This window comes from Kribbella sp. CA-245084, assembly GCF_050942355.1.
GTDB lineage: Bacteria > Actinomycetota > Actinomycetes > Propionibacteriales > Kribbellaceae > Kribbella.
Window position 1 is genome coordinate 3,017,423 of record NZ_CP192053.1, and the last position, 23,165, is coordinate 3,040,587.

Here is a 23,165-nt window from a genome sequence, read left to right on the forward strand (position 1 = left end):
TCCGCTTCCCAGCGGACGGTACGCCGAACTAGGGTTCGACGGATCGTAGTCGTTGCGTTACGCAACAGGAACGTGGGAGGGAAGCGAATGTCGAAAAGCCGGAAGGCGCTTGTGGCCGCCACCGCAGGACTGGCGACTGTCGCGCTCGGGTTGTCGTTCACCAGCGCTGCGGGGGCCGCGCCGCAGACGGCGGCAGCCAATCCGAACGGGCTCAAGCTGATCAAGACGAAGACGTCGTTGCTCGGCAAGCACTACTGGTACCAGCAGACCTTCAAGGGCCTGCCGGTCGTCGACGGGTACTACGCCAAGCACGTCGCGAAGGACGGCACCGTGCAGATCGCGGACGGGCGGGACGCCGTACCGGCGAACCTCGACGTCAGCGCGAAGGTCGCGCCGGCGTCGGCAACGCTGAGCGCGAACGCCTCGGTCACCGCGCAGGCGAACCGGTCGCGCGCGGCCGGGCCGAACAAGAGCTTCGCGAAGCAACCGGACGCGACGAGCGGCGCCGCGCAGCTCGCAGTGGTCGGCGGACCGGACGCCCGCCTGGTCTGGACCGTCACGAGCCGGTCGACCGAAGGTGTCAGCCAGTCCCTCGTCGACGCGAAGACCGGCAGCGTGGTCGCGTCGAAGGTGATCAGCGACAACGTCGACGGTCGCGGCTCGGTCTTCGACCCGAACCCGGTGGTCAGCACGCAGAACGAGAAGCTGACCGATATGAACGACAAGAACCAGGACGCCCTGTTCCTGGCGCAGAAGAACGTGGTCCTGCGCAACCTGGACGGTTCCGGGAAGCTCAACGGCGCCTTCGTCAACATCAAGGAAGGCAACGGCGGCCTCGCGCAGAACAAGAACAACACGTTCGTCTACCAGCGCGCGAACAACAAGTTCGAACAGGTGATGGTGTACTACCACATCAACCAGGCGCAGGAGTACATCCAGTCGCTCGGGTTCAAGGACGCGAACAACGAGTCCCAGGACTTCTCGGTCGACACGATCCGCGACGACAACTCGTTCTACGACCCGTCGACGGACATGATCACCACCGGCGACGGCGGGGTCGACGACGCCGAGGACGCTGAGGTCATCTGGCACGAGTACGGTCACGCGATCCAGGACGACATCGTCCCCGGGTTCGGCGAGTCCGAGCAGGGCGGTGCGATCGGTGAGGGCTTCGGCGACTACTGGGCCGTCACCATGTCGGTCCCGGTCAGCAAGGGCTTCAACCTGCCGTGCGTGATGGACTGGGACGCCACGTCGTACACGAGCGACGAGCCGCACTGCCTGCGTCGTACCGACACCGGCAAGACCACCGACGACATCGACGGTGAGGTGCACGACGACGGCGAGATCTGGTCGAACGCGCTGTGGGACATCCACCAGGCGCTCGGCCGGACCAAGGCGAACAAGCTGATCCTCGAGGCCACGTACTTCTACGACCCCGACACCTCGTTCGCCGCCGCGGCCCAGGACACCGTCCAGGCTGCCCGGCTGCTGTACGGCAAGGCCGCCGCGCAAACGGTGACCGACGCCTTCAAGGCCCGCAAGATCCTGAAGTAGCGGCTGCAGGTCGTGCGCCCACCACTACTGTGGGCGCATGACCTGGAGTACTGCGGATATTCCTGACCTCACCGGAAAACTGGCGCTCGTGACGGGTGCTACGAGTGGACTCGGGTACGAGACCGCGCTGGAACTGCTGCGGCATGGCGCGGATGTGCTGGTCGCGGCGCGGAATCCGGAGAAGGCTGCGCAGGCTGCGGAGACGTTGACGCGGAAGGCCGGGAGAGCGCCGACCGTGCTCGAGCTGGACCTCGCTGATCTTGCGAGTGTCGAGAAAGCGGCCAACGAGGTCAGTACGTCGTACGACCGGCTGGATCTGCTGATCAACAACGCCGGCGTGATGGCGCCGCCGTACCGGGAGACCGTCGACGGGTTCGAGCTCCAGCTCGGCACCAACCATCTCGGTCACTTCGCGCTGACGGGTCGGCTGATGCCGCTGCTGGTCAACGGCAGCCGGGTGGTGACGATCAGCTCGTTCATGCACAAGAGCGTTCGCGGCATCAGCGAGGCCGATCTTCGCCGGCCCGCGAGCAGCTACCGGAAGTGGGAGTCGTACGGGAAGTCGAAGCTCGCGAACCTGCTCTTCATGCTCGAACTCGACCGCCGGGTGCGTGCTGCCGGGGTCGATCTGCTGAGCGTCGGCGCGCATCCGGGCTACGCCTCGACGCACCTGCAGGCTGCTGGGCCTGAGCTCGCGGGCAATCCCCTTCAGGCGCAGCTCTGGGCCGTTGCAACCCGCCTCGTTGCACAGTCCGCCGCGGCCGGTGCCTGGCCGAGTCTGTACGCCGCGACGTACCCGGACCTGCGCCCCGGATCGTTCGTCGGACCGCGCTTCTTCGAGTACCGCGGTACGCCGAAGGTCGTGCTGCCGAACCGGACCGCGCAGGACGCCGAGCTGGCCAAGGAGCTGTGGGACTGGTCTGTCGAGGCGACAGGGATCGATCCGGCACTCACCGTGCCGAGGTAGTGACACAGCGGCAACTTTCTGGTTACCCTCCGGTAATTCCCGAACGCCGGAGGTTCCAGTGCGCAGACTTATGGTGGCAATCACCGGCGCTCTTGCAGTCGCCCTGACCGTGATCACGATCGGCCCGCGTGCAGATGCGAGCCAGACCGCGCCGGGGTTCAGTACGGCATACCAACGCATCCCCGGTGCCGGCGGGACCGAGATCGGAGCCGTCGTACTGACGCCGACCGGGCAGGGGGACGGCCCGTTCCCGCTCGTGGTGATGCCGTCGAGTTGGGGTGTGCCGAACGTGGAGTACGTCGGTCAGGGTACGAAGCTCGCCACGGCCGGGTTCCAGGTCATCTCGTACTCGAGCCGAGGCTTCTGGGATTCGGGCGGCGGCATCGACATCGCCGGACCGCCGACCGTTGCCGACGTCAGCAAGGTGATCGACTGGGCCGGCCAGCACACTCCGGCGGACACCAGCCGGGTCGCTGCGGTCGGGATCTCCTACGGCGCGGGTACGTCGCTGCTCGCGGCCGCGCAGGATTCGCGGATCAAGGCGGTCGGCGCGCTCAGCGGGTGGGCCGACCTGATCCGGTCGCTGGATCCGAACGACACCGTCGCGCTTCAGTCCGTCGCCGGTCTGCTTGCCCTGGGCAACATCACAGGACGGCCTGGTCCGGAGATGGCGTCGCTGCAGACGAAGTTCGTCACCGGTGACTTCGACGGTGCGATCGCGGAGGCGAGTCAGCTCTCGCCGGCGCGGTCCGCGGCGACGATGGTAGACCAAATCAACGCGAAGAAACCGGCTGTGTTCCTGGCGAACGCGTTCGAGGATTCGATCTTCCCGCCGTCGCAGTACACGGACTTCTTCACGAGCCTGACCGGGCCGAAGCGGCTGCTCCTTGCGCATGGCGATCACGCGACGCCTGAGGTGACCGGGGCGATTGGTCTACCAAACGAGACGTGGGATGAGCTTGTCGGCTGGTTGCGGCATTACCTGACGGGTGCGGACAACGGTGCGGATACCGAGCCGCCGGTGCAGCTGAAGTCGCAGCGTGGCACGTGGCGCGGGTATGCCAGTTGGGCGGCGGTCGGGCAGCCGCGTACGTCGTACCTCACCAAGGCAGGGGTGCTGCAGGGTGGCGCGTCGACTGGGTGGAGTCGGTCGATCGGTGCTGGTATACCAACGGTCGCGGATAGTGGGGTGGCGCTCGTGTCCGGTGCGCTGCAAGGGCTGCTGTCGATTCCGACCGGTGTTGTGACGCCGTTGGTCGACAGGTCGTTTGCTGGGGTTTGGTCCGGGCCGACGTTCGGCAGTGCGACGGTCGTGAATGGTATGCCGAAGTTGCATGTCACCGTGAAGCCCTCGGCGGCGAGTACTTCGCTCTTCGCCTATCTGTACGACGTTGATGCGCTGGGGGTCGGGTCGTTGATGTCACACAAGCCGTACACGTTGCGCGGTGCTACGCCGGGGAAGGCGGTGCCGATCGACGTGCGGCTTGAGGCGACGAGTTGGGAGGTGCCGGCCGGGCATCACCTCGTGCTGGTGGTGGACACCGTGGATCCGCGGTATCTCGGCCGGAGTGTGATCGGGTCGACGGTCACGTTCAGTTCGCCTGTCGATCCGTCGTGGGTCAGCATTCCGGTGGCGGCGTGAGCGTCAGCCGCCGAGGATTCCTCGGCTTCACCGCGGCCGCGCTCGCTCCGATCCACCAGGCTGCAACCCGCGAGGCACCCGAGCCCGGAGCGCCGGACCCCGCATCACCAGAACCCGGAACGGCCAGCCCCACGGCTCAGAACCCCACGGCCCAGAACCCCGAGGCGCACGCCCGTGGTGTCGCGGTCGGCGTGGCACAGGACGGCCCGGGCGCCCGCACGTTGTACCTCGGGACGTACGGGGACAGCGTCGGCATCGCGACGTACGACGAGGCCGGGAAGATCACCTCGACCGGCAGCATCGCTGGTATACCAAACGCGTCCTTCGTGATCCGGTCCGGCAACTTCCTGTACGCCGTGAACGAGCAGGACGCCGGCGCCGTCACGGCGATCGACATCTCGAGCACCCCGCGAGTGCTGAATCGTCAACCCAACAAGGGATCCGGGCCCTGTCATCTCGCGAAGATCGGCGACTACCTGCTCAGCGCGAATTACGGATCCGGCGACATCGCGGTCCACCCGATCGCCGCAGATGGGAGCCTCGGGCAACAAACTGATCTGGTCAAGCACGAGGGTTCGGCGCCGCACGCACACCAGGTCGTGCAGGCGGGACAGTACGTGCTGGGCGTCGACCTCGGCACCGACTCGATCTACACCTACACGCTCACTGACGGGAAGCTCGCGCTGCAGCATCAGGCGAAGGTCAAGGCCGGCGCCGGTCCGCGCCATTTGGTATTCCATCCGTCCGGCAACTACGCGTACGTCGCCGACGAGCTCGACAGCACGGTCACGATCTGCGGGTACGACGACGGCGTACTGACCGTGCTCGAGTCGATCCCGGTGGGCGAAGGGGAGAACTATCCGGGGGAGGTGGCGATCTCCGCGGACGGACGCTTCGTGTACGTGACCAACCGCGGGCACAACAGCGTCGCGATCTTCAGCACCGACGGCCCGCACCTCGAGCTTGTTGGTATACCAAACTGCGGTGGCGACTGGCCGCGGCACTGCGCGTTCGACCCGACCGGCCGCCTGCTCTTCGTCGCCAACCAGAAGTCGAACAGCATCACCACGTTTTCGGTAGACCAAACGACCGGCAGCCTGACCCAGACGAGCGACTACAGCATGCCGACCCCGGTCTGCATCACTGTCTAATCATGCGCGAGCTCTTGCGGTTGCCCTCTAGACCGCCGAGGTTTCGCGGGCGAAAGCAGACGATGCTGTAGGCAACAATGATGCGACCCTTCAAGGCGGTGCGACCTTTACTCCGGCCAGGACCGGCGCTTCGCGATGAGCTTCCCCGGCATCTGGGCGCTGTCGCCGACCAAGCCCAACCTGGGGCAGTGGTACCACCTTGCCACCAAGAGCGCCTGCGCCCTGGGCTCCAGCTCGACCGGCAACACCGACGCGGAGGTGCGCACCGTCTACGAATCAGGCCGCCAGAAAGGGTTCGGGATGCGAAGTCAGGGCGCAACCCCGATCCTGGTAGGTACCGACCAGGGGAGGTGAGTGCGATGGCCGCACCGAGCCAGGTGCTCGCACCCCATTCGACGATCCGGTTCCGGCCTCCGCGGTTCGGGCTCGGCGGTTCGCATCTCGGCGAGCCGCCGGGCCCGGACGGCGACGTCACCGCCGTTTCCACCGTCGACGCGGCATACCAGGCCGGCATCCGGTTCTTCGACACGTCCCCGGCTTACGGCGACTCGGAACGACGACTCGGTACGGCGCTGCAGAAGCGCCCACGGGGTGAGTTCCTGGTGTCGACGAAGGTGATCGGAGACGACCCGAAGACCTCGATCGACGAGAGCCGCGGGCAACTAGGACTCGCGGTCGACCTCGCGTTCGCCGACGACGAGTCGGCGTACCCGAAGCTCGACCGGCTGCGGCGCGAGGGGATCATCAAGGCAGTAGGGGCAGTGTCGGACGACTGGCAGGAGCTCGATCGCCTGGTGCGCGACGTCGAGCTCGACTGCGTGCTGCTGACAGCGCAGTACTCGCTGCTCGACCGCACCGCCGTACCGCTGCTGGATCGTTGCCTAGCGCGCGGAGTCTCCGTCATCGTCTCCGGCGTACTCACACCACACGTCCTCCACGCAGACACCGTCGAGTCCCGACGCCTCTCGGCCGTCTGCGAGCGGTACGGCGTTTCCCTCCCGCAGGCCGCACTCGCCTTTCCCAGCAGGCATTCCGCGGTCACGTCCGTCCTGATCGCGGCATCGTCACCGGCCGAGATCCGCGCCGACGCAGCACTCGTCCGCCAGCCCGTACCGGAGAAGCTCTGGCGAGATCCGGAGTTTCTGCGCTTGCTATCCTGATAACAGGAGTTCGCAGCAAGCGGGCTCCCCGGACGAGCGGCGCCGTACCCGGTCTGTGAAGACGACGCCTCACCCTTGATGGAGGGGGTCGTCCTCATGCACGTACTCGACGTTCTCGAGATCGTTGGCGCGGTCACCATTCTGCTCGCGTTCGCCGCCGCTCAGGCAGGTCGCCTGCGCCAGCGCACCATCACATACCAGCTCCTCAACCTGCTCGGCTCAGGAGTCCTCGCCACTATCGCCGCGATCCAGCTCTCCTGGGGCTTCCTGCTGCTGGAGGGCAGCTGGGCCGTCATCAGCCTGATCGGCCTGCTGACGCTGAAGCGACGGCAAGAAACCGATTAGAACTTGTCGCCCGGGTTCGTCGCCGTGCCGGTCGAGCCCGACGGGAGCGTGGTCGGGATACCGGTCGGGACCGGGCTCGGGCTGACCGAGATGGACGGTGAGGTCGAGCCGGTGCCCGGCGGCGGCGTGGTCGGCGTGATGGTGACCGTGGCCGTGTTCGTCGGTGTCGGGATGACGGGTTCCGGCTCGAGCGGCTGCGCGTGGCGGAACAGCAGCCACGCCAGGAAGACGGCCAGCGCCATGATCAGCGCCATCGTCAGCAACGCGAACGCGAGCGCCCACCGCGAGGCCGGGCGCAGAGCGTTCGGCCACGGCAGCGGCCAGATCCGGAACAGCCCAGGACGCCGGCGGCTCTCCCAGTAGTGACGGAACTCCGGCCCGCGCAGCTTGCCGATCTGCGGGATGCGATCCATCAGTACTGCGGACAGGATCTCCTCGCCGCGACGCTCCGCGATCAACCGCTCGTCGGACGCCGCGCTCGACCCGTCGTCCTCCCGGATCGGCCCGACCGCGACCCACAGCGCGAGGTCGTCGTCATCGCCGTCGTTGTGGCCTAGTACGGCTTCCTCGGGCAGGTCGTCGACGGCGTACACGAACCGGTCGCGGGCGGCCGCGTCGTCCGCGGAGCCCTCGGTCATCATCGCGACGACGACGTTCCGGCCGGCCTCGTCGCTGGCCGTGTAGAGGTAGCCGGCCGCGTTCGCGCCGAGCCGGCCACGCAGCCAGAACTCGCCGACCCGCGGCGGGTCCTCCGGCTGCAACGGGAGAGCTTCCGGAATCTCCAGCGCAGGGCGCTCCTCCGGCGGGTCCGCCGGCTGCACCTCGGTCTGGGATTCGGTCGCAGTCATCACCCCAATCCCACCACATCCCTGGTAGCACTGTCGCCACGGCCGCCGGTCGAGCCGCGGCGCGGCAACGGCACAGGAGCGGCGCGACGGTGGTGCGACGGCAGCGCGGAGGCACGGCGGAGGCACGGCGGAGGCACGGCGGCGGCGGTGCGGCAGCGGTGCGGTAGCGGTCGGCGCGCGCGATTTGGCTCGGAGGGGCAGGATGGGGGAGGACCCGGTGGGCCCTGCGCCCGCTGGCCCCGGTGATCTGATGGAATGACCGGTGTTGCGAAGTGGGGAATGACATGGTCCGCGCACGCGGGCCCCGGAAGGACATGCATGACCGAGACGACGATGCCCACGGGTGCCGTGGCCCAGCAGTCCAGGCTGATCGGCGAGGCCGTCGCTGAGGTCAAGCGGGTGATCGTCGGCCAGGAGCACATGGTCGAGACCCTGATGGTGTCGCTGCTCGCGAAGGGTCACTGTCTGCTCGAGGGCGTGCCGGGTGTCGCCAAGACGCTGGCTGTCCGCACCTTCGCCAGCGTGGTCGGTGGCACGTTCGCCCGGATCCAGTTCACCCCGGACCTGGTCCCGTCCGACATCGTCGGCACCCGGATCTACCGGCAGACCCGCGAGACGTTCGATATCGAGCTCGGCCCGACGTTCGTGAACTTCGTCCTGGCCGACGAGGTCAACCGCGCACCGGCCAAGGTGCAGTCGGCGATGCTCGAGCTGATGGCCGAGCGGCAGGTGTCGATCGGCGGCCAGACCTTCCCGATGCCCAAGCCGTTCATCGTCATCGCCACCCAGAACCCGATCGAGTCCGAGGGCGTCTACCCGCTGCCCGAAGCGCAGCGCGACCGCTTCCTGGTCAAGATCGACGTACCGCACCCGCGTGGGCACGAGGAGTTCGAGATCCTCCGCCGGATGAGCGTCGACCCGCCGGAGCCGCGGCAGGTGCTCAAGCCCGAGACGATCATGGAGCTGCAGCGCTCGGCCGAGCAGGTGTTCGTCCATAACCTGGTCGCGGAGTACGCCGTCCGCCTGGTGATGGCGACCCGTACGCCGACCGACTTCCACCTGCCCGACCTCGAGCCGATCATCGAGCTGGGCGTCAGCCCGCGCGCGACGCTCGGCATGATCGCGGCCGGCCGGGCGCTGGCGCTGATCCACGGCCGGGACTACCTGCTGCCGAGCGACATCCAGACCGTCGCGCTCGACGTAATGGGCCACCGTCTCGGCCTGACCTTCGACGCGGTCGCGGACAACATCGACCCGCGGGCCGTGATCGAGCGGATCCTGGCCACCGTCCCGCCGCCGCAGCCGGTCTGGCGCGACGGCACCGACGGCACAGGCCGCCCGGAGTTCGTCTAGTGCCAAACCGACGAGACCCGCGGGCTGCGATGACGATCTCGCAGCTCGCTCCTGAGCGTGCGTTGCGGCGGCTGGAGCTGACCGTCGTACGGCGGCTCGAGGGCTATCTGCACGGCGAACACCTGGGGCTGCTTCCGGGTCCGGGCACCGAGCTGGCCGAAGCGCGTGAGTACCAGGTCGGCGACGACGTACGACGGATGGACTGGGCCGTCACCGCACGGACCACGATCCCGCACGTCCGCGACCTGATCGCGGACCGTGAGCTGGAGACCTGGGCGCTGGTCGACCTGTCCGGCTCGATGGACTTCGGTACGTCGACCCTCGAGAAGCGCGAGCTCGCGGTGGCAGCTGTCGCGACCGTCGGGTTCCTGACCCACCGCCTCGGTGACCGGTTCGGCGGGCTGATGCTGCGTGACTCCGCGCTGCGGCGCTGGCCGGCGCGGTCCGGGCGGCTCGCGCTCTACGGTCTGCTGCGCGCGTTGCTCGCCGAGCAGTTCAGCGGCGACGAAGAGGCGCATCGCAGCGACCTTGCCGCCGCGCTCGAGTCGATGGCCCGGACGCAGCGCAAGCGTGGACTGCGAGTGATCGTGTCCGACTTCCTGACCCCGCAGGACGGCGAGGTCGCGAGCCAGATCGAGCCGTCCTGGGAGCGGGCGATGCGCAAGCTGACGGCTCAGCACCAGGTGCTCGCGGTCGAGATCGTCGACCCGCGCGAGCTCGAGTTGCCGAACATCGGCGTCGTCACGATCGGTGACCCGGAGACCGGCGAGGTGCGAGAGATCGACACCCGGCGGCGCAAGGTCCGGGAGGCGTTCGGGGTGGCCGCTCTCGCACAACGGGAACGAACCAGGGCCGCCCTGCGTAGGGTAGGTGCGGGGCATCTTGTACTGCGGACCGATCGTGACTGGGTCGCCGACACCGTGCGGTTCGTGCTCGCCTACCGGCGAGTGGCGCCCCGCCTGCACCAACCGCCGAAGGGAGTGGCTCGCTGATGGAGTTCCTGTCTCCGGCCAGATTGTGGTTCCTGCTGCTGATCCCGCTGATCGTCGCGGGGTACATCTTCCTCCAGCACCGTCGCTCGCAGTACGCGCTGCGCTTCACGAACATCGCGCTGCTGGACCGGGTCGCGCCGCGGCGGCCGCAGTGGCGGCGGCACCTCGCCGTCGGGCTCGCGCTGCTCGGCGCGATGACCTGCATCCTGGCGTTCGCGCAGCCGAAGGACAAGGTCAAGGTGCCGCGTGAGCGGGCAACGATCGTGGTCGCGATCGACGTCTCGCTGTCGATGATGGCGACCGACATCGAGCCGAACCGGCTGGAGGCCGCGAAGGAGTCGGCGAAGGAGTTCGTCAACAACCTGCCGACGAAGTTCAACGTGGCGCTGGTCAACTTCGCCGGTACGGCTTCGATCATCGTGCCGCCGACCACGGACCGGGCGACCATCGACCGGTCGATCGACGGGCTCGAGCTGGCCGAGTCGACCGCGACCGGTGAGGGCATCTTCACCTCGCTGCAGGCGCTCACCCAGGTCCCGCCGGATCCCGCGCACCCGAACGACCCGGCCCCGGCCCGCATCGTGATGCTGTCGGACGGCAAGCGCACGGTCGGCCGGACGGCGCAGGAAGGCGCGCAGGCCGCCAAGGCGAAGAACACCCCGGTGTACACGATCTGCTTCGGCACCGACTCCGGCTTCATCGAGATGGACGGCATCCGGCAGCGCGTACCACCGGACCGCACCGAGCTCCGCAGCATCGCCGAGACCACCGGCGGCGAGGCGTACACCGCGGAGTCCGCGGGCGAGCTCAAGGACGTCTACAAGGACATCGGCTCCTCGGTCGGGTACGACGAGGTCGACAAGGAAATCACCGCCCGGTACGCCGGTATCGCGATGCTCTTCACCCTGGCCGCCGCCGGCGCCTGCATTGCCCTGGCGACCCGCTTCCCGTAAGCCATCAATGCGTAGACAGGCTACGCTTAGGGCATGACAGTTCTTGGCACCGCCAAGGCGGTGGCGTCGGTTCCGTTCGACCAGGTGCAGCCGTTCCTGACCGAGGCGAGGTGCAAGCACCTGCTCGGCCTCGACCGGGCGAATCCGGCAGGTGTTTCGGTCGACGCCGACCCGGCCGCGGGAACGGTCGGGATGCAGGGACAGTACTGGTACCGCGGCGAGTACACCTTCGGCCCACACCCTGACGGCACCGAGATCACCTACCGGATTGTGAACGTGTCCGGGAGCCCCGATGCCGTCATCCGTCTGTGGCAGCGCAAGGTGCTGAACAACCAGCAGCGCGACCTGGACGCTTTCGCGGCGGACTTGCCCAGCAGGTTGCACTAGGTCCCGTTGATCAGGCGAATCGCCAGGTCCGGGTTGAACTGACCGGCCGGGATCGTCGGGGCGATCCCGCACTGGCCGTCGGAGTCGCCGGGGACCTTGACCCACAGCAGCATCTCGGCGCCACCGCCTACCTGGCTCGCGGCGCCGAGTTTGCGGCCGGCCGGGTTGCACCACTCGCCGTTCGACCCGTTGGCGTTGCGGCTGGTGTCGACGACGAACGGCTTCGGCGCCGACATGCTCGCCCGTACGGCGTTCGCGTAGCTCACCGACTGCGCCGTGGTGTAGTAGTTCGACACGTTCACCACGAACCCGTGCGCCGCGCTCACCCCGGCGCCGGCCAGTCGCTGCGCCATCGTTGCCGCTGGCACCCATCCGGCGTTGCCCGCGTCCAGGTACGCCGACGTGTTCGGCGCCCGGTCCCGGAACTGCTGGAGCGCGAAGCTCAGCATGGCGTTCCGCTCGGCGATCTGGGTGTCGGTCATGCAGTTGAAGTCGCCCAGCGCGTCCGGCTCGACGATCACGATCGCGGGACGGCTGCCGATCGAGTCCGCGAACGCGGAGATCCAGTCCCGGTACGCCGCCGGCGAACCCGCCCCGCCGCCGGAATGACCGCCGCAGGCGTCCCGTCCCGGCAGGTTGTACGCGACCAGGATCGGCAGCCTGTCCGCATTGTCGGCCGCACCCACGAAGCCGCCGACCATCGCCCCGATCGTGGTCCCCGCGGGCGGGTTGGCGAACCAGCGCGCCATCGGCTTGGACGCGATGTTCGCCTGGATGCTGCTCGCCCTGGAGTCGCTCTGATGGTCGCGGACCCAGGTGGCCGGGTTCGAGTTCGGATCGACGTAGAAGCCGCTGGTCTGGTCGATCGGACCCGCCTGGACCATCGCGGCTGCAGCGGGCCGGTCGTCGGCGTACGCGGTCAGCCAGGCCAGCGCGGAGTTCCAGTTGATCGCGACCTCGTTGGTCGAGTACGAGCCGATCTCGTCGATGTAGCACGTGGCCGGAGCGCAGCCGGGGAGGTTGCGCTGGGCAACCGGATCCTGCAGGTGCGAGTTCGGTCCGCCGGCCAGCGATCCGGGGTACGGCGAGGGCAGCGCCGGGTTGAGCGAATGCGCCCAGAAGCGGTGGTGCTGGTTCTGGCTCGCCCGCTCGCCGTACCCGGTCACGTAGGACTGGTTGAGCGCGTTCCGGCCGAGCAGGTAGTCCAGCGACTCGAGCGCCGCCGAGCGGTAAACAGTCCGCCCGGTGAGATCGCCCGCGATCGCGAGGATCATCGCGTCGTTCGCCGTACCGGAGTTCGAGCCCCAGACGTACTGGCCGTCGGCCGGCTTGTACGGGTTCGCGTAGCCCTGCGACCTCACGTTCGCGAGGTACGTGTCGGCGGCCGCGGCGATCCGCTGCCGGAGTTTGCGCTGGTCGGCCGGCGACAGCCGCCACGGCACCCGGGCGAGCGCGAGATCGGCCAGCCCGCCGGTCTCCTGCCACGAGAACCCGTCGGCGGCGTTGAGCGTCGTCGTGATGAAGTGCTTGTACGACGCCTTGCCCGTCGTCGCGAACAACTCGGCCGCGGCCCACGAGAACTCGTCCGTCACCTTCGTGTCGTCGTACGCACCGCCGCCCTCACCACCGGCCGGTGCGTAGATCGCCGGGTGCCGACGGGCGGCGTTCCAGGCCGTTTCGGCGGCCGACAGGCAGTGGGCGGCGAACCGCTTGTCCCACTTCGCGTAGACCCGCGCACAGCGAGCGCCGACGGCCGCGAGGTTCAACGTCGCCGCGGTCGACACCGGGTAGAGGTAGCGCGGCTGCGGGTCGTCGGCCGGCGGCGTACCCAACGCGGTCCACTTCTCGTCGTGGACCTTGTGGTGGACCATGCCGGACGGCGCCTGCATCCGTAGCAGGAAGTCGAGCTCCCACTTCGCCTCGTCCAGCACGTCGGGTGTCCGATTGCCGCTCTCCGGGATCTTGAGTGCGACGCCCGGACCGGTCTCCTCGTACAGGTCGAGGAGTTGCCACGCGGCGAGCGCGCCGTTGACGACGTACTTGCCCTGGTCGCCGGCGTCGTACCAGCCGCCGCGGACGTCGAGGCTGTAGTCGCACGTGCCGGGGTAGCAGGGGACCGACGTGTCGCCCTGGTTGGGCGCGACGCCGAGGTGGCCGGCCGGGCGCGCGTACGCGTCGCCGACGTACTTCGCCTCGATCGGGATGCCGCTGCGGTTGTTGTAGAAGTACGCGAGAGCGTCCCGCCGGAGGCCGGCGTACACCTGGCTGCCGATGTCGAACGGCTCGCTGACGTCGTTGCCGACGGCAAGCCGGAACCCGCTGCCGGTGCCGCGGTACGCGCCGAAGTCGATCAGCTGCACGTCGTCGCCCGACAGCGCGTCCATACCATACGGTTTGGTATGCCCGCTGTGGACGACCTGGTTGCCCGCGGCAAGCAATCGCCAGCCGAGCGGGGTGGTCGCGGTCGTCACGTAGGTGGCCCGCTTCGGCCCGCCGGCGAGGTACCCGACCTGGTTGACGCGGACCGGCGAGCCGAAGTCGCGGATCCCGCCCGGCGGCACGATCCCGCCGACGACCGAGATGTTGTCGAGGCACAGCGTGTACGGCGTGGTCGCGCCGCCGGCCTGGAACGAGACCTGCCCGTGCGTGTCGGTGACCGGCGAGGTGCCGGTGAACGTGAAGGTCTGCGTGCTCGTCGTGGCGTCGACCGCCTGGTTCAGCACGGTCGCGTGTGGCGCGGCGCCCTGCTGGAGGACGGCGCGGAACTGGACCGGCCGGCTGGCCGACGCGTCGAAGCGCAGCATGTACGGCTGCCCTTGCTCGAGCGGGAGGTCGTCCTGGCCGATCATCGAATCCCAGACGTTGACCGTGCCGGCCGGGATCTGCGCGCACAGTCGGCCGTCGGCGACCGCGGCCGGAGTGTTGGCGCTCGTCCACCACGGGTCCTTCACGGTGTCGAAGGTCCCGTTCAGCACGCGCTCGTACTGCGCATCGGCGGCAGCGGCTGCTACGGCGTCGGCGGGGACGACAGTGGTCATCAGGGGGACAGCGGTGGCGAGGGCAAGGATCAGGACTCGCCGGGGGGCGGTGGGCATCGGTCCTCCAGCACGCTTGGGAGCGCTTCCAGTTCTCGGCATCGTGCCGAGCCGATGATGCGGTGTCAAGGGCGTGGCACAATGCTGAGAGCGCTCCCGGTTTCTCGCAGGAAGGATCAGCCCTGTGACCGACGTCCGTAAACGGCAGGTGACGCTCGACGAGGTCGCCGAGCGGGCCGGCGTGTCCCGATCGGCCGCGTCCCGGGTGCTCAACAACGCGCCGCACGTCAGCAAGGCGAAGCGCGAGGCGGTGCAGCGAGCGGTCGCGGATCTCGGGTACGTGCCGAACGCGTCGGCCCGCGCGCTCGCGACGCAGCAGGTCGGTGCCGTCGTACTCGCGATCTCCAGCGACAACCCGGAGGTGTTCGCGGACCCGTTCTTCGCCGAGGTCGTGGTCGGGATCAGCTCGGTGCTGGAGGAGACCGAGCTCGAGCTGATGCTGATGATGGCGACCTCGACCCGCGGTCAGACCCGGCTCGAGCGGCTGCTGCGGACCAGGCAGACCGATGGCGTGATGCTGATGTCGACGCACGGCGACGATCCGCTGGCCCGGCTCGCGGAGCAGGCCGACGTACCGGTCGTCTTCGGCGGTGCGCCGGTCGCGTTCGAGCCGCAGTACTACGTCGACGCTGACAACCGGGGTGGGGCCCGGCTGGCCACCGAGCATCTGATCGAGACCGGCCGGCGCCGGATCGCGACGATCACCGGGCGGATGGACGAGGGCGCGGGCGTCGCGCGGTACAAGGGCTACCAGGAGGCGCTGGCGGTCGCGGGGCTGGATGCGAGCCGCGTCGTCCACGGCGACTTCTCCGAGGACGGCGGGACCCGCGCGATGCACGAGGTGCTCGCGAAGCATCCGGACCTGGACGCGGTCTTCGTCGCCTCCGACCAGATGGCGATCGGCGCGCTCCGCGTGCTCACCGACGCCGGCCGCGCGGTGCCCGGCGACGTTGCGATCGTCGGCTTCAACGACGTCTCCGCCGCCCGGCACACCAGCCCGCCGCTGACCACGATCAGCCAGCCCATCCAGTCCCTCGGCCGCGAGCTGGCCCGCATGCTGCTGGCAACCATCGCGGGGGAGACCCCGACCCCTCTGATCCTCCCGACCCGCCTGGTCCGCCGCGCCTCATCCTGAATCGCGACACGATGGTGATGTAGTTGACACGGCGAGGTTACTGGTGTTGGAGGGGGTCGTGGTGCAAGATGTACCAATGTTCCGCGGGGTGTCTCGTGATGCCTTGAGGGACAGGTACCGCCAGGACTGACGGATTTGTGGTCGAGAACGCTGGGGAAGGCGCCCCTCGAGCACAGGAGGTCCCGGTGGCGACGACTCGTGGCGTTCTGTACGTCCACACGGTGCCGTCAGCGTTGTGCCCTCATGTCGAGTGGGCCGCGGGCGGCATCCTTGGCGTGCCCGTAAAACTGGATTGGACACCGCAACCAGCGGCCCAGGGCACGTACCGGGCCGAGCTGTCCTGGCAGGCCGAGGCCGGCACCGCGGCCAAGCTGGCATCCGCCCTGCGCGGGTGGCAGAAGTTGCGGTTCGAGGTCACCGAGGAGCCGAGCAACGGCGTCGAGGGCGAGCGGTACTCGTTCACGCCCGAGCTCGGGGTCTTCCACGCGACCACCGGCGTCCATGGCGACATCATGGTGCCGGAGGAGCGGCTGAAGGCGGCGATGCTGAAGGCTGCCAGCGGCGAGGCCGACCTGACCGAGGAGGTCGAGCGTTTGCTCGGCCGCCCCTGGGACGACGAACTCGAACCCTTCCGCTACGCCGGCGACGGCGCCCCCGTCCGCTGGCTCCACCAGGTTGTCTAAGGGCTTCCTGAGAACTTGAGAAGAAAGCCGTGAAGGGCGGAGCTTTCCGCGAACTTTTCGATGAGACTGAGCATCTGACGTTCTACAAGGGTGGGAGGGGCCGTGGCCGCTGGGCCACCGGGTGTCGGGACACCCCCGGTGGTTGTTAACAACAGCGGCCGCACCACGTGAAGGGCACGGATCCTCGGATCCGTGCCCTTCAAGCCGTTCAAGAGGGTTACAGCGGAATGTTGCCGTGGTTGCCGCGGACAGGCCCGCCGGCCTCGGCTTTCGCCAGCGCTGTTGCCAGCGCGGTTCGAGTGCGGGTGGGCTCGACGACCTCGTCGACGACGCCGATCTCGCGGGCGCGGTCGATGCCGCCGGCAATCTTCTCGTGTTCGGCGGCCAGCTCGGCCTCGACCTGCGGCCGCAGGTCAGGGTCGACCTCGGCCAGCTTCCGCCGGTGCAGCACCCGCACAGCCGCGACCGCACCCATCACAGCCACTTCGGCCCGGGGCCACGCAAACACGCGCGTCGCCCCCAAGGACCGCGCATTCATCGCGATGTACGCCCCGCCGTAGGTCTTCCGCGTCACCAGCGTCACCCGCGGTACGACGGCCTCAGCGAACGCGTGCAGCAGCTTGGCACCCCGTCGTACGACGCCGTCCCACTCCTGCCCGACACCCGGCAGATAACCCGGTACGTCGACCAGCACGACCAGCGGTACGCCGAAGGCATCGCACATCCGGACGAACCGCGACGCCTTCTCCGCCGATAGCGCGTCCAGGCAACCACCGAGGCGCAGCGGATTGTTGGCGATCACGCCGACCGTCCGTCCACCGAGCCGGCCCAGCGTGGTGACGATATTGGGCGCCCATCGCTGGTGCAGTTCGACCGAGGAAGCCTCGTCGAGCACCCCTCCGACCAGCGGATGGACGTCGTACGCACGCTTGGCCGACTCCGGCAGGAACCCGGACAGATCGGTGTCCGGGATGTCCGTCGACATCGAGCCCTGGTTCGCGAGCAGATCGGTGAGCCGGCGGGCCTGCTCCAACGCAGCCGCCTCGGAGTCGGTCGTGATGTGCACGACCCCGGAGCGCCGGCCGTGCGGCTCGGGGCCGCCGAGCCGGAGCATGTCGACGTCCTCACCGGTGACCGAGCGAACCACGTCCGGCCCGGTCACGAAGATCCGTCCCTCCGGGCCGAGGATGACGATGTCGGTCAGCGCCGGACCGTACGCCGCGCCGCCCGCCGCCGGGCCGAGTACGACCGAGATCTGCGGGATCTTCCCGGACGCCTGCGTCATCGCGTAGAAGATCTTGCCCACCGCGTGCAGGCTCAGCACGCCCTCGGCCAGCCGTGCGCCGCCCGAGTGCCACAGGCCGATGATCGGCACCTGCTCCTCGCGGGCGACCTCGTACGCCTTGACCACGACGTCGCAGCCCTCGTCACCCATCGCGCCGCCCATCACGGTGGCGTCGGAACAGAACGCGACGACCTTCGCCCCGGCGATCCGCCCGCGGGCCGCGATCATCCCGGACAGGTTGTCGGGGGTGATCAGCTCGAGACTGCCCGGATCGAGCAGGTTCGTCAGCCGGGTGACCGGATTGCGCGGGTCCAGCTCACGAGGCGGCTTGGCGGGTTTTGCCGGGGCAATGGTCATGGGTGTCCTCCGGGGGTGGTGAGGAACTACAGCGATTTGAACGCGATGGCGGCGTTGTGGCCGCCGAAACCGAACGAGTTGTTCAGCGCCGCGATATCCCCGTCGGGCAGCCTGCGCTGCTCGGTCGCGACGTCAAGGTCGATCTGGTCGTCGAGCTTGTCCACGTTGATGGTCGGCGGCGAGACCCGGTTGTGCAGCGCGAGCACGGTCGCGACCGACTCCACCGCGCCGGCGCCGCCGAGCAGGTGGCCGATCATCGACTTCGGCGCGGTCGCGACCGCGTGGTCGGCGTCCTTGCCGAGCGCCTGCCGGATCGCGAGCGACTCGGCGATGTCGCCCTGCGGCGTCGACGTGGCGTGCGCGTTGATGTGGAAGATGTCGGCCGGGGTCAGGTCGCCCTCGGACAGCGCCCGCTCCATCGCCCGCCGCGCACCCGAACCGGTCGGGTCGGGCTGCGCGATGTCGTGGCCGTCGGCCGAGATGCCAGCGCCGGCGAGTTCGGCGTACATCTTCGCGCCGCGCGCCTTCGCGTGCTCGTACGACTCCAGGATCAGTACGCCGGCGCCCTCGCCGAGCAGGAAGCCGTCGCGGTCGACGTCCCACGGACGCGAAGCGCGCTCCGGGTCGTCGTTGCGCTTGCTCAGCGCCTGCATCATCCCGAACGCGGCCAGCGGCAGCGCCATGATCGCGCCCTCGGAGCCACCGGCGATGATGACGTCCGCGCGGCCGAGCCGGATCTGGTCCAGCCCGAGCCAGATCGCCTCGTTGCCGGAGGCACAGGCCGAGACCGGGGTGTGTACGCCGGCCTTGGCGCCGAACTCCAGGCTCACGTACGCCGCGGACGAGTTCGGCATCAGCATCGGGATCGCCAGCGGCGACACGCGACGCGGGTTCTGCTTCAGGGCGTCGTAGTTCGAGAGCGTGGTGTGCAGGCCGCCGATACCGGACGCGACCGCGACACCGAGCCGCTCCTTGTCCATCCCGGAGTCCTCCAGGCCGGAGTCGGCCCAGGCCTCACGGGCGGCGACGACGGCGAGTTGCGCCGTCCGGTCCAGGCGGCGGGCCTTGACCCGCTCGATCACCTCGGTCGGGTCGACCGCGGCCGGTGCGGCGATCTGCACCGCCAGGTTCTGCACCCACTCGTCGGTCAGCCGCCGCGCACCGGAGCGTCCGGCCAGCAGCCCTTCCCAGGTGCTGGACACGTCGCCCCCGAGCGGGGTCGTGGCTCCGAGCCCAGTGATGACGACTCGGGTCTTCGACATGGTTACCTCATCCTTCACATGAGAGATCTGCGGTTGGGAGCGAGGGGTGTGTACTGCGTGGTGCTCATCGAGCCGGCATCGATCAGCGGCATCGGTCGCAGCCCGATGAGCACCCGGGCCAGCACGGTTGACGGCGTACGTCAGCCGTTCTGGGCGCGCTCGATGAACGCGACCGCGTCGCCGACGGTCTTCAGGTTCTTGACCTCGTCGTCGGGGATCTTCACGTCGAACTTCTCCTCGGCGGCCACCACGACCTCCACCATGGAGAGCGAGTCGACGTCGAGGTCGTCGGTGAAGGACTTGTCCAGCTGGACGTCCTCCACCGGGATGCCGGCGATCTCGTTCACGATCTCGGCGAGGTTGGAACGGATCTCTTCGGTGCTGGCCATGTTCTCTGGTTCCCTTTCGGATTTCTTCTGGCTGCTGCCAGCTTCGCTGGCTGTCCAGCCGGTGCGGCCACCTGAGCCGCCCCGGACAACTATGACGGAATCTATTTAAGAGCTACGGCAGGCGGATGACCTGGGCGGCGTACACCAGGCCCGCACCGAAGCCGATGATCAGCGCGAGGTCGCCGCGCTTGGCTTCGCCGGCCTCGCGCATCGCGGTGATCGCGAGCGGGATCGACGCCGCCGAGGTGTTGCCCTGGCGCTCGATGTCGCGCGCGACCTTGACGTGCTCGGGCAGCTTCAGCGCCCGCCGCATCGCGTCGGTGATCCGCATGTTCGCCTGGTGCGGCACGAACAGATCGAGCTGCTCGGCCTTCACGCCGGCCACGTCGAGCGCCTGCTGCGCGGTCTTCGCCATCTCGAACGACGCCCAGCGGAACACCGGGTTGCCGTCCATCGTGAGGTGCGGCCACTGGTAGCTGCCGAACACCTCCTGCCACGACTCGCGCTGGCTGATCACCTTGTGCTGGGTGCCGTCAGAGCCCCAGACCACCGGGCCGATCCCCGGCTCGTCGGTCGGGCCGACGACCGCGGCGCCGGCGCCGTCGGCGAAGATGAACGCCGTACTGCGGTCGGTCCGGTCGGTGATGTCACTGAGCCGCTCGACACCGATCGCCAGCACGTACTTCGCGCTGCCGCCGCGGACCAGGTCGTTCGCCATCGCGACGCCGTAGCAGAAGCCCGCGCAGGCAGCGGAGATGTCGAACGCCGCAGCGGTCGGGGCGCCTACCGCGACCGCGACCTGGGTCGCGATCGCCGGCGTCTGGTACAGGTGGGTGACCGTCGAGACGATCACGCAGCCGATCTCGGACGGGTCGAGGCCGGCGTCGGCGAGCGCTTCCTTGGCCGCGTTCACCGACATCATCAGCACGGTCTCGTCGTCGCTCGCCCAGCGCCGCTCCTTGATTCCGGAGCGGGTCTGGATCCACTCGTCGCTGGAGTCGATCTGCTCGAGGATCTCGGAGTTCGGCACGATGCGCCGCGGCCGGTACGAGCCGATGCCGAGCACTCCGGCGTACGTCGAACCTGTCGACGCCGTGATCATGCGGGGCTCCCGGCCGGGTGCAGGCGGACCAGCGGCTGGCCCGGGGCGACCGGGTCGCCCTCCTCGGCGAGCCACTCGACCACGATGCCGCCGTGCGGCGCGGTGACCGCGACCTCGTCGCGCAGGCTCTTGACCGTCGCGACAACCTCGCCGGCCTCGACCTTGTCGCCGGTCTCGCGGCGGGTCTGCTCGGAGCGGGTGAACGTGCCCTTGATCGGGGCGACCAGCAGGCGCCACGTCGGGGAGGCGTCGATCTCGGACGGGCTACCGTGCTTGTCCACGAATGCGCGGGCGTCGTCGAGCTGGTCCGGGGTCTTGAGCGCGAACGTCTCGACACCCTTCAGCGCACGCCGGGCGATGCCGGTCAGCGTGCCCGCCGGCGGCAGCTCGAGGATGCCGGTCACGTCGAGGTCCGACATGGTCTGCATGCACAGGTCCCAGCGGACCGGCGCGTTCACCTGGTTGACGAGCCGCTGCAGGACGTCACGGCCGTCGTGGACGACGTGGCCGTCACGGTTCGAGATCAGGCGCGTCCGCGGGTCGTGAGTGCTGATCGCGGTCGCGTACTTCGCCAGCGTCTGCACGGCCGGCTCCATGTGCCTGGTGTGGAACGCGCCGGCGACCGACAGCGGGATCAACCGGGTCTTGGCCGGCGGGTCCGCGGCCAGCTCGGCCAGCTCCTCAACGGTGCCGGCGGCAACGATCTGGCCGGGGCCGTTGTCGTTGGCCGCGGTCAGGCCGTGCTCGGCGAGCTTGGCCAAAACCTCCTCGCGGTCACCGCCCAGGACAGCGGTCATCGAGGTCGCGGTCTGCGCGGCCGCGGCGGCCATCGCCTTGCCGCGTTCGCGGACCAGGACCATCGCCTGCTCGGCGGTCAGCACACCGGTGCCGGCCGCGGCGGCGAGCTCACCGACGCTGTGGCCGGCGACCGCGCCGACCTTGGTGAAGGCGTCGGCCGGGTGCGGGAACACCGCCAGCGCGGCCAGCATGCTGGAGGCGACCAGCAGCGGCTGCGCGATCGCGGTGTCGCGGATCGTGTCGGCGTCGGCCTGGGTGCCGTAGTGGGCGAGGTCGAGACCGGCCACCGCGGAGAGCCAGTTCAGCCGGCTCTCGAACACGGGATCCGCCAGCCACGGCTCGAGGAATCCTGGGGTCTGGGCACCCTGACCGGGTGCGACGATGACGAGCACGTGCCAACTGTCCCTCACCAGGGCCCGTCGGGAGCCGCAGGGCGAGCACGAATTCTTCCGGGCCGGTTTGTAGGGATCCTACAAAACGGCGGTTCCGGGCTCCGGATTGAGCAGGCGACCCAAGGTCAGTGCGACACGCAATGTGAAAGCGTCGCGGGGATCGAGCGGGTTGTACGCCGTGATGTCCGCCACACGCTTGAGCCGGTACCGGACGGTATTGGCGTGGATGAACATCGCGCGGGCCGTCGCCTCGATCGATCCGCCGGACTCCAGGTACGCCGAAACCGTGTCGAGGAGCACGCCATCCCCGACCGTGAGCGGGCCGTAGACCTCGTTGGCGAGCTGACGGCGGGCGTGGCCGTCTCCGGAGAGTGACCGTTCGGGCAGGAGTTCGTCGGCCTGCACGGGCCGGGGCGCACCGGGCCAGGCGGCCGCGGCGCGAAGGCCGGCCACGGCGGCTCGAGCCGAGGTGACGGCGGACATCAGGTCCTTCACGACCGGGCCGACGACGATCGGGCCGGGTCCAAACCATGGGGCCAGTTTTTGTACGATCTCCACAGGTTTGCTCGTACCGCCTAGTACCACGACCAGGCGGTCGCCCTGGATCGCGCACAGTGCGTCGGCGCCGGCCTCGCGCGCCGCGTGCCTGACCGTGTCGGCCACGTTCGAGGCCGTTTGAGCGTCCTCCGTGCTCTGGGCCCGTCCGACGACAACGGCCACCTCGGCCGACCCCGTCGTACCGGCGGCTCCGGTCCAGCCGAGGGCGGAGGCGCGGGAGCGGACCGATTCGTCCGCCTCGCCGCGGATCACCGAGTCGACGAGGAGGGCTTCGAGCCGGGCGTCCCAGGCGCCGCGCATCTCGGCGGCCTGCGCGTAGACGGTGGCGGCGGCGAAGGCGACCTCGCGGGCGTAGCGCTGGATCGCCTCGTGGACGATCGGTACGTCGTCGGGCGGGAGCAGCGTGCCGATGGTGGTCTCGATGGTCTCGATCGTCGTCCGGACCAGGTCGACCGTCTGGTGCAGGGAGATCACGCGGGTGAACTCGCGCGGCGCGGACCCGAAGATCCGCGTCGGCATCGAGGAGTGCGCCTCGGGGTCCCGGAACCATTCGACGAACGCCGAGATCCCGGACTGCGCCACCAGCCCGATCCAGGACCGGTCCTGCGCCGAGAGCTCCCCGAACCAGGGCAGCTTCTCCTCCATCGCAGCCATCGCCGCGGTGGCGAGCGCCCCGGTCGCGCCCTGCAACCGCTCCGCCCGCGCCACATGCGCACCCTTCGCCACGCACCGACCATAGACCCCGGATCCCCAC

21 protein-coding genes and 1 riboswitch are annotated in these 23,165 nt (G+C 69.0%); of the genes, 13 read left to right on the forward strand and 8 right to left on the reverse strand.

The window, feature by feature from the left end:
* The first annotated feature begins 87 nt into the window (after positions 1-87).
* From ACQPYH_RS14620 to ACQPYH_RS14650, 7 genes are all read left to right on the forward strand, one after another.
* Complete coding sequence (locus tag ACQPYH_RS14620) at positions 88-1,557, forward strand: M4 family metallopeptidase (protein ID WP_432891362.1); 1,470 nt, start codon at positions 88-90, stop codon at positions 1,555-1,557.
* A 37-nt stretch (positions 1,558-1,594) separates the two neighbouring features.
* Positions 1,595-2,524, forward strand: coding sequence for an oxidoreductase (locus ACQPYH_RS14625; protein WP_432891365.1), 930 nt, complete (start codon positions 1,595-1,597; stop codon positions 2,522-2,524).
* 58 nt (positions 2,525-2,582) lie between these two features.
* Entirely contained in the window at positions 2,583-4,166 is a 1,584-nt protein-coding gene (locus ACQPYH_RS14630) for a CocE/NonD family hydrolase (RefSeq protein ID WP_432891368.1), read from the forward strand.
* Positions 4,163-5,317 (forward strand): lactonase family protein, encoded by a 1,155-nt coding sequence (locus ACQPYH_RS14635; RefSeq protein WP_432891371.1) that lies wholly within the window; start codon positions 4,163-4,165, stop codon positions 5,315-5,317. The genes ACQPYH_RS14630 and ACQPYH_RS14635 overlap by 4 nt, the downstream gene beginning before the upstream one ends.
* A gap of 135 nt (positions 5,318-5,452) precedes the next feature.
* Positions 5,453-5,671: a hypothetical protein gene (locus ACQPYH_RS14640; RefSeq protein WP_432891374.1), complete on the forward strand. Its 219-nt coding sequence runs from the start codon at positions 5,453-5,455 to the stop codon at positions 5,669-5,671.
* A gap of 5 nt (positions 5,672-5,676) precedes the next feature.
* Positions 5,677-6,477, forward strand: coding sequence for an aldo/keto reductase (locus ACQPYH_RS14645; RefSeq protein WP_432891377.1), 801 nt, complete (start codon positions 5,677-5,679; stop codon positions 6,475-6,477).
* A 3-nt stretch (positions 6,478-6,480) separates the two neighbouring features.
* Positions 6,481-6,548, forward strand: a riboswitch (guanidine-III (ykkC-III) riboswitch).
* A gap of 25 nt (positions 6,549-6,573) precedes the next feature.
* Entirely contained in the window at positions 6,574-6,822 is a 249-nt protein-coding gene (locus ACQPYH_RS14650) for a CBU_0592 family membrane protein (RefSeq protein WP_432891380.1), read from the forward strand.
* On the opposite strand, the gene ACQPYH_RS14655 is transcribed toward ACQPYH_RS14650, so the two are convergent.
* Positions 6,819-7,670, reverse strand: a complete 852-nt coding sequence (locus ACQPYH_RS14655) for a hypothetical protein (protein ID WP_432891383.1) — start codon at positions 7,668-7,670, stop codon at positions 6,819-6,821. The two genes, ACQPYH_RS14650 and ACQPYH_RS14655, sit on opposite strands and share 4 nt — an antisense overlap.
* A 318-nt stretch (positions 7,671-7,988) precedes the next feature.
* On the opposite strand from ACQPYH_RS14655, the gene ACQPYH_RS14660 reads away from it, so the two are divergent.
* The 4 genes from ACQPYH_RS14660 to ACQPYH_RS14675 are packed head-to-tail and all read left to right on the forward strand — an operon-like array spanning position 7,989 to position 11,355.
* Positions 7,989-9,023, forward strand: coding sequence for an AAA family ATPase (locus ACQPYH_RS14660; protein ID WP_432891384.1), 1,035 nt, complete (start codon positions 7,989-7,991; stop codon positions 9,021-9,023).
* A 29-nt stretch (positions 9,024-9,052) separates the two neighbouring features.
* On the forward strand, positions 9,053-10,015 hold the full coding sequence (locus ACQPYH_RS14665; RefSeq protein WP_137254011.1) for a DUF58 domain-containing protein: 963 nt from the start codon (positions 9,053-9,055) through the stop codon (positions 10,013-10,015).
* Positions 10,015-10,968, forward strand: coding sequence for a VWA domain-containing protein (locus tag ACQPYH_RS14670; RefSeq protein ID WP_432891386.1), 954 nt, complete (start codon positions 10,015-10,017; stop codon positions 10,966-10,968). Before ACQPYH_RS14665 ends, ACQPYH_RS14670 begins: the two co-directional genes overlap by 1 nt.
* Positions 10,969-11,001: 33 nt before the next feature.
* A complete protein-coding gene (locus tag ACQPYH_RS14675) occupies positions 11,002-11,355 on the forward strand; it encodes a hypothetical protein (RefSeq protein WP_432891389.1) in 354 nt (117 codons plus the stop codon).
* Here ACQPYH_RS14675 and ACQPYH_RS14680 read toward each other — a convergent pair.
* Entirely contained in the window at positions 11,352-14,450 is a 3,099-nt protein-coding gene (locus tag ACQPYH_RS14680; protein ID WP_432891392.1) for a glycoside hydrolase family 9 protein, read from the reverse strand. The two genes, ACQPYH_RS14675 and ACQPYH_RS14680, sit on opposite strands and share 4 nt — an antisense overlap.
* A gap of 124 nt (positions 14,451-14,574) precedes the next feature.
* On the opposite strand from ACQPYH_RS14680, the gene ACQPYH_RS14685 reads away from it, so the two are divergent.
* Both ACQPYH_RS14685 and ACQPYH_RS14690 read left to right on the forward strand, forming a co-directional pair.
* Positions 14,575-15,585, forward strand: coding sequence for a LacI family DNA-binding transcriptional regulator (locus ACQPYH_RS14685; RefSeq protein WP_432891395.1), 1,011 nt, complete (start codon positions 14,575-14,577; stop codon positions 15,583-15,585).
* A gap of 185 nt (positions 15,586-15,770) precedes the next feature.
* Positions 15,771-16,268: a DUF3145 domain-containing protein gene (locus ACQPYH_RS14690; RefSeq protein ID WP_130446981.1), complete on the forward strand. Its 498-nt coding sequence runs from the start codon at positions 15,771-15,773 to the stop codon at positions 16,266-16,268.
* A 217-nt stretch (positions 16,269-16,485) separates the two neighbouring features.
* On the opposite strand, the gene ACQPYH_RS14695 is transcribed toward ACQPYH_RS14690, so the two are convergent.
* From ACQPYH_RS14695 to ACQPYH_RS14720, 6 genes are all read right to left on the reverse strand, one after another.
* Positions 16,486-17,910: a carboxyl transferase domain-containing protein gene (locus tag ACQPYH_RS14695; protein ID WP_432891399.1), complete on the reverse strand. Its 1,425-nt coding sequence runs from the start codon at positions 17,908-17,910 to the stop codon at positions 16,486-16,488.
* Between the two features lie 26 nt (positions 17,911-17,936).
* Positions 17,937-19,172: a beta-ketoacyl-ACP synthase II gene (gene fabF, locus ACQPYH_RS14700; protein WP_432891402.1), complete on the reverse strand. Its 1,236-nt coding sequence runs from the start codon at positions 19,170-19,172 to the stop codon at positions 17,937-17,939.
* Positions 19,173-19,312: 140 nt separating this feature from the next.
* Entirely contained in the window at positions 19,313-19,561 is a 249-nt protein-coding gene (locus ACQPYH_RS14705) for an acyl carrier protein (RefSeq protein WP_130446978.1), read from the reverse strand.
* 112 nt (positions 19,562-19,673) lie between these two features.
* Positions 19,674-20,663, reverse strand: a complete 990-nt coding sequence (locus ACQPYH_RS14710; RefSeq protein ID WP_432891405.1) for a beta-ketoacyl-ACP synthase III — start codon at positions 20,661-20,663, stop codon at positions 19,674-19,676.
* Entirely contained in the window at positions 20,660-21,853 is a 1,194-nt protein-coding gene (locus ACQPYH_RS14715) for an acyltransferase domain-containing protein (protein WP_432891407.1), read from the reverse strand. The genes ACQPYH_RS14710 and ACQPYH_RS14715 overlap by 4 nt, the downstream gene beginning before the upstream one ends.
* 78 nt (positions 21,854-21,931) lie before the next feature.
* Complete coding sequence (locus tag ACQPYH_RS14720) at positions 21,932-23,137, reverse strand: PucR family transcriptional regulator (protein ID WP_432891409.1); 1,206 nt, start codon at positions 23,135-23,137, stop codon at positions 21,932-21,934.
* Between the last annotated feature and the right edge of the window lie 28 nt (positions 23,138-23,165).